6 protein-coding genes are annotated in these 5,103 nt (G+C 55.5%); all 6 read right to left on the bottom strand.

Features of this window, described 5'->3' with window-relative positions; translation table 11 throughout:
• A partial coding sequence (locus NW856_RS02275; RefSeq protein ID WP_414398892.1) for a sigma factor occupies positions 1–197 on the bottom strand: 197 nt, incomplete at its 3' end.
• Positions 198–495: 298 nt separating this feature from the next.
• Entirely contained in the window at positions 496–1,209 is a 714-nt protein-coding gene (locus NW856_RS02270; RefSeq protein WP_414398890.1) for a DUF4394 domain-containing protein, read from the bottom strand.
• 364 nt (positions 1,210–1,573) lie between these two features.
• Positions 1,574–2,356 carry an ABC transporter permease gene (locus NW856_RS02265; protein WP_414349888.1) on the bottom strand — a complete coding sequence of 261 codons (783 nt, stop codon included), beginning with the start codon at positions 2,354–2,356 and terminating at the stop codon, positions 1,574–1,576.
• A 17-nt stretch (positions 2,357–2,373) separates the two neighbouring features.
• Positions 2,374–3,117 carry a class I SAM-dependent methyltransferase gene (locus NW856_RS02260; RefSeq protein ID WP_011432803.1) on the bottom strand — a complete coding sequence of 248 codons (744 nt, stop codon included), beginning with the start codon at positions 3,115–3,117 and terminating at the stop codon, positions 2,374–2,376.
• 30 nt (positions 3,118–3,147) lie between these two features.
• On the bottom strand, positions 3,148–3,699 hold the full coding sequence (locus NW856_RS02255; RefSeq protein ID WP_414398888.1) for an FHA domain-containing protein: 552 nt from the start codon (positions 3,697–3,699) through the stop codon (positions 3,148–3,150).
• 133 nt (positions 3,700–3,832) lie between these two features.
• A complete protein-coding gene (locus NW856_RS02250; RefSeq protein WP_414398887.1) occupies positions 3,833–5,023 on the bottom strand; it encodes an RNA-guided endonuclease InsQ/TnpB family protein in 1,191 nt (396 codons plus the stop codon).
• Positions 5,024–5,103: the final 80 nt, after the last annotated feature.

The following is a 5,103-nucleotide window of genomic DNA, read 5'->3' as shown; positions in this document are numbered from 1 at the left end:
AAAAAAATATCTTGGGTGAGATCTTCGGCTTCGGCAGTACTGCCCAGCATTTTGCAGGCAATTCCGTACACCAAGCCGGCATGTCGGTCGTAGAGAATGGCCAGAGCTTGTGACCGGCCTGCTTTTAGGGCTGCAAACACCTCTGCATCGGTTTTTTCCTGCAGGGATTCCTCAGCTTTGTCACCCTCGATCTTCATGAGTGGGAAGAGGAAACGGGATGGAAAAGAGAAAGAAACTGCAGAGGCACAAGCATCGCCCAGAGTAATCCAAGCAGGGCAGCGGCTCTCATAATTTATCGTCTGCATAGGCGGAGGTCAACCCCGAGCTAAGGGGAGATAGAAGGACCAATCCTGAGCTGGGATCGGGCCGGGTCAAGGATCAACAGCAGCAACGATCTCAAAACGATTCCAACAATTGGTTCCAAATCAATGAATCCAAAACATTGATTAATGTTGATTAACCTTGATTTAGATAGGCAAATGGGAATCGGCTTTCCTAGAGGGCGGCCAAGCCAAAGAACGGCCCACCCGGCAGCGTGCCCAGGGATGTGGCCCGACCGGTGTTTAGGTCAATTCGATACAAGGTGGAGCCGCCGATGGCAAAGCCGGTATCCACTCCATCAGCAGTACGGATGTCAAACCCACCCATAGGGCCGAAGTTCACCCCCAGAGGGCCAATGGGCACCTGAACCCCATCGTTGGGGGGATTCTGCAACACCAGCAGGTTCCGTTGCCCGTCGATGTTCAGCAGCCGCGTGGATTGGGCACCCGCCACATTGTTGGTGTAGGCGGCGGCGGTGATGGCCGGCTGGGATCCCTGTAGTTCCATTGGGCCAAAGGCCAAAGGTCTATCTTGGATCACTTCGCCCGTATCCACATTGATGCGGAAGTTCTGGCCATTGGCTCCCACCAAGCGCAGCCGATCCGGAACAGGGTTGAAATCCATGCCAGAAAGCGTGCCCGCGGTGAAGGGAACCGACAGAGTGCTGGCCACGGTAGCGGCACCGGTCTGCAAGTTGATGGTGTAAAGGATGCTGGTGTCGGTCAGCCCGTAAAGCAGCCGGTTGGCAGGGCGCACATCGATACCAATAAGGCTGCCGTTCACTCCTGTTACCGTCAGGGATCCTTGCACAGAAGCATCGGCGGAGCGGATAAAGGTGAGGCGGTTGCCGCTGCTCAAAGCCACCAAATCCGCTTGGGAAGGCATCATCGAAGACGAAGTGCTGCTGCCACAGCCCAAGAGAGCAAAACTGCCGGCTATCACAGATGCTGCTACAAAGCTTGTGTGTTTGTGCATTGAACAGGCTCCTCAAAAGATCGACAAACCATCAAAACCACTGACAGACAAGCCCCCCTAAACCACAGAGCCTGTGGCTGCAGATCGCTGTAGTGGAAACTTTTTTTGCAGTCCATCGAGAGAACTCCCGGATCCCGGCTGCAGGCTGGGATCCCCTCTGCCTTGTGAAGGAGAAGGCAGTTGTTCTCTGCGATGGCAGCGCATGGGGCGCGTCTGTAGAAATTACTCAACTCCCCAGAACTCGGATGCGTGGGATCCAAGCTTTTTGGCCCAGACTTTAACTGGAAGCGCTGGTGTAAAAGCGCAGGGCAAAGCGCCAGAAGAGATGGGATCCCCACAACAGCCCTGCCGCCAGCAGAGCGGATCCCAGCAGCCACGGCCATTGGGCTCGCCCCAGCAGGGTCTCCGCCGGGATGGTGGTCAGGAAAGCCACCGGCACGACGAAGGTGAAAAACACGCGGTAGGCCACCGGATAGGCCACTATCGGAAATCGTCCTGCCTCTACTAGGCCCCGCAGCACCTCGGTGACGTTGTAGATTTTGACAAACCAAATGCTGGTGGCTCCCAACATAAACCAGAGGCTATAGAGGATGATCAGCCCCAGCAGCAGAGGCAACAGCCCCAGAGCATAGGCCCAAGCAGGCAAATGGAGCTGGATCCCGGCGTAGAGAATCAGCAACAGGCCAAAGCCGATATCCACCAGGCCCCAGGGGGAAAACACCCTGGCCGACAGCCAAAACTGGCTGCTTATTGGCTTTAGCAAAACAAAATCCAAGGTGCCTTCCTGCACCTGCTGCACAATGCGATTGAGGTTGACGTTAAAGAGACTGGCCGACACCCCCTGCAGAATGGTGAACACCCCCAACACGATGAGGGCTTCCGGCCAACTCCAACCGCCCAGCCGGTGCCCCTGCTGGTAAAACAACGACAGCCCAAACAGAGCGGATCCCAAGCCACCCAGACTGCTGAGGCTGGCAAAGAAAAAATTGGCACGGTACTCCATTTCTGCCGCGATTGAGGTGCTCCAAAACAGCCACAATATCCGCAAATAGCGCAGCACCTTGGTTTTCTCCAATCTCAGCTTTTATCCCACTTGCGGTAACAGCGGGCGGTAATGAAATAGGGGTGAAACACCTCCAAAAAACAGCTTTGCAGCACCTGAAAGAATTGCTCTACCTTTTGCGGGTCGTCCAGGTGAAAAGGAAACTCGCCGTTAAACCCCTTGAAAAAGTACCAGTTGATCAAAAGCTTACCTGACGGCTTGAGCCAGTCGTAAAACTGCCGCAACTGCGCTGCCGGATCCGCCAGATGTTCCACCACATCGAAGCAGATGACCGTGTCAAAAAAGATCTCTTCTGGGAAGTTTTCTGGACAGTGGATGCGCTCGGTTAAGCCCAGCTTTTCCGCCCGCCATTGCACAAACTGCCGATGGATGGGGTTGATATCCCAGAAGATCACCTGATCCACCGCTGCGCAGAGGGCCGCCCCGATAGCATGGGTGCCGATGCCGCCGCCAAAATCCAACACCAACCCGCGGGCATGATCCGCCACCAGGCGTAAGGTATCGCCGATGTAGTCGGTGCTGCTCAGGTGCCAAGCCGCCAAATCCAGCAGATAGGCGGATCTCACCTGATCCCGATAAAACGCATCTGCCCGATCCCAGCCAAAGTCTCGCCGGCCCAACTCCGCCAATTGCTGCTGCCCTGCCCGCAGTTTCTCCCGCAGATCGGCAGCCCCAAGGCCCAGGAAGGATCCCAGATGGGCTTCTAGGTCAAAGGCATTTTGCCAGTAGCCGCTCAGAGCAGGTGGGATGGGGGGCACAGGAGGATTCAGAAGACTGGTTGGGTTGGCTTATGCAACAGTGAAATCCTCTTCCTCTGGCTGAGCCAGGTTTTCCGGGTTCGGCTCCGTGTCTTTATTAAAATCAAAGGTGGATGGGGATGTAGAGCTAGCAGCATCCAGAGGCTGCAATAACTTGGCTAGGGTTTCCGGGCTGAGTCGATCCGTTGTCTCCACAATTGCTGTTACGTTCGGCCCAAACCTTATCTTATCTAGGAGCTGAAGGCGATGGGACAAAACCCGTTTCCCATTGACGAATACGCCGTTGGTGCTGCGGCCAGATCCAGAGCCGCCATCGAACACCACATAGCCATATCCAACCCGGTTCTCATCGGGAATGCGGATGATCAACGCATGCTTGCGAGAGACGCAAGGGTCGTAAAGGCGAATGTGGTTGTTCACTGCCCGGCCTACCGAGTAGTAAATGTTGTCCAGGACAACACCGCGCCGACCCATCTGATCGGTGAAGATCAAGACCAGGTGAGCAGGGTTGGGTTGGGCAGCAGAAGCGTTCATGCTATGGGTGCGCTCGGCGTGGTTGAGGTGTTGGAAACGGCAGCCCAAGGACCGCCAGGCAACGAAGCTGCAGTTAACCCCAGAATGAGGACTTCCCCCTCTTATCGCCCGCCATCGGCTCAAATCATACACCACCATCTTATTTGACATTCTCCCCCGCCTGAAGCCGGGGGATTCTTTCTCAGGTTGCAGAATGACTCCTGCTTACTGAGCTACACCGAGTATGAGGCCGAAACCTCAACCCGATGGGGGATGCCATCACCCCAACTACTGGGACATCAAACTGCCCCAGATACTTTCGTCTCAGATTTACCGACCCTACGCCGTCGCGGTGAAACCGAAAGCCACAAGCCCGGCAATGATACTCCCTACCCCTGGGCTTGTGGAGCATGTGGCAACGCGGGCACTTCTGCGAGGTGTACCGTTCCTCTTGCAACACCACCCACATCCCCAACTTCTCTGCCTTGTAGGTGAGCAGCCGCCGCACCTGTCCCGACAGCATTTGGTGGATTTTCTGGTTCGCTACCTTGTTGTACTGGGCCGACCGCCGGATATCCCGGATGTCCCCAATCACAACCGTCTGCACGCCTCTTGCTTGGAGCGTGGAGACAAGCCTAGTCGTTTGCTTGTGTAGAATGTCCGCAACTTGTTTTTGTAACTTAGCTAGCTGGTTCTGCCGAGAACGAACTAACCGCTTCCAGCGCCGCGAGCCTCTCTTCTTGCGAGCCATTAGCCTGGAGAGCTTGCCCTTCAGCTTGTTCTGGTAACGCCTTTGGGAACGCAGTAACCGCCCGTTAGCTATAAAAGTTGCCCGACCGTCGTGAGCAGTAGCCAAATGCACTTCCCCTAAATCGACACCTGCTACTTCCCCAGCCTTTGCCGTTACTTCCCCTTCCGGCCTACTTAACTCGTAGCAGGCCCGCAACTCGTACTGCTTGCCGTCCCAGCCGATTTCTACCTGCACCGGTGTATCCCACGCCCAAGGAATAATCACGGGCGGGTTGCCCCTACCGTTGGAAAGAACTAACTTCCCACCCCGAACCCTGATGGCAGAGGACTTCCAGATGACCTTGAAGTACCGCCGCCGTCTTTTGGGGGGCTTGGCGTTGGGATCCGTTTTACGACGCTTGTACCAAGACTTCAGAGAAGCAAAGAAACTTTGTACCACTGCATCGGCACTATGGGCGTGAAGTTCGTTTCCACTACTGTTGGGAAACCAGCGCATCAAACTCGAGGGCTTTAACCACAAGCCTTTCTTGCGTGCCACTCGCCAAAAGAAAACCAAGGTCTTGGAGTATAGCTCGCCCGCGGCTAAAGCCAGATGCTGCAGTTGCTCTGAAAACCCCAACTTTAGCTTCCGAGCAAAATACATCGGAAACCCTACTCGTGCTAGCCGGATTTTAGCAAAAAGCCGCCCTACTCGCGTCAGCGGGCCGTAGGCCCTAGGGCGGG

It is taken from the genome of Synechococcus sp. R3-13 (assembly GCF_047462195.1).
Taxonomy (GTDB): Bacteria; Cyanobacteriota; Cyanobacteriia; order Thermostichales; family Thermostichaceae; genus Thermostichus.
This window is presented reverse-complemented; position numbering and strand designations above follow the sequence as displayed.

What these genes read in the sequence shown, in the direction of transcription:
- NW856_RS02270 (WP_414398890.1), bottom strand. Translation starts at nt 1,209, where the DNA reads ATGATGCCTTCCCAAGCGGATTTGGTGGCTTTGAGCAGCGGCAACCGC.
- NW856_RS02250 (WP_414398887.1), bottom strand. Translation starts at nt 5,023, where the DNA reads ATGTATTTTGCTCGGAAGCTAAAGTTGGGGTTTTCAGAGCAACTGCAG.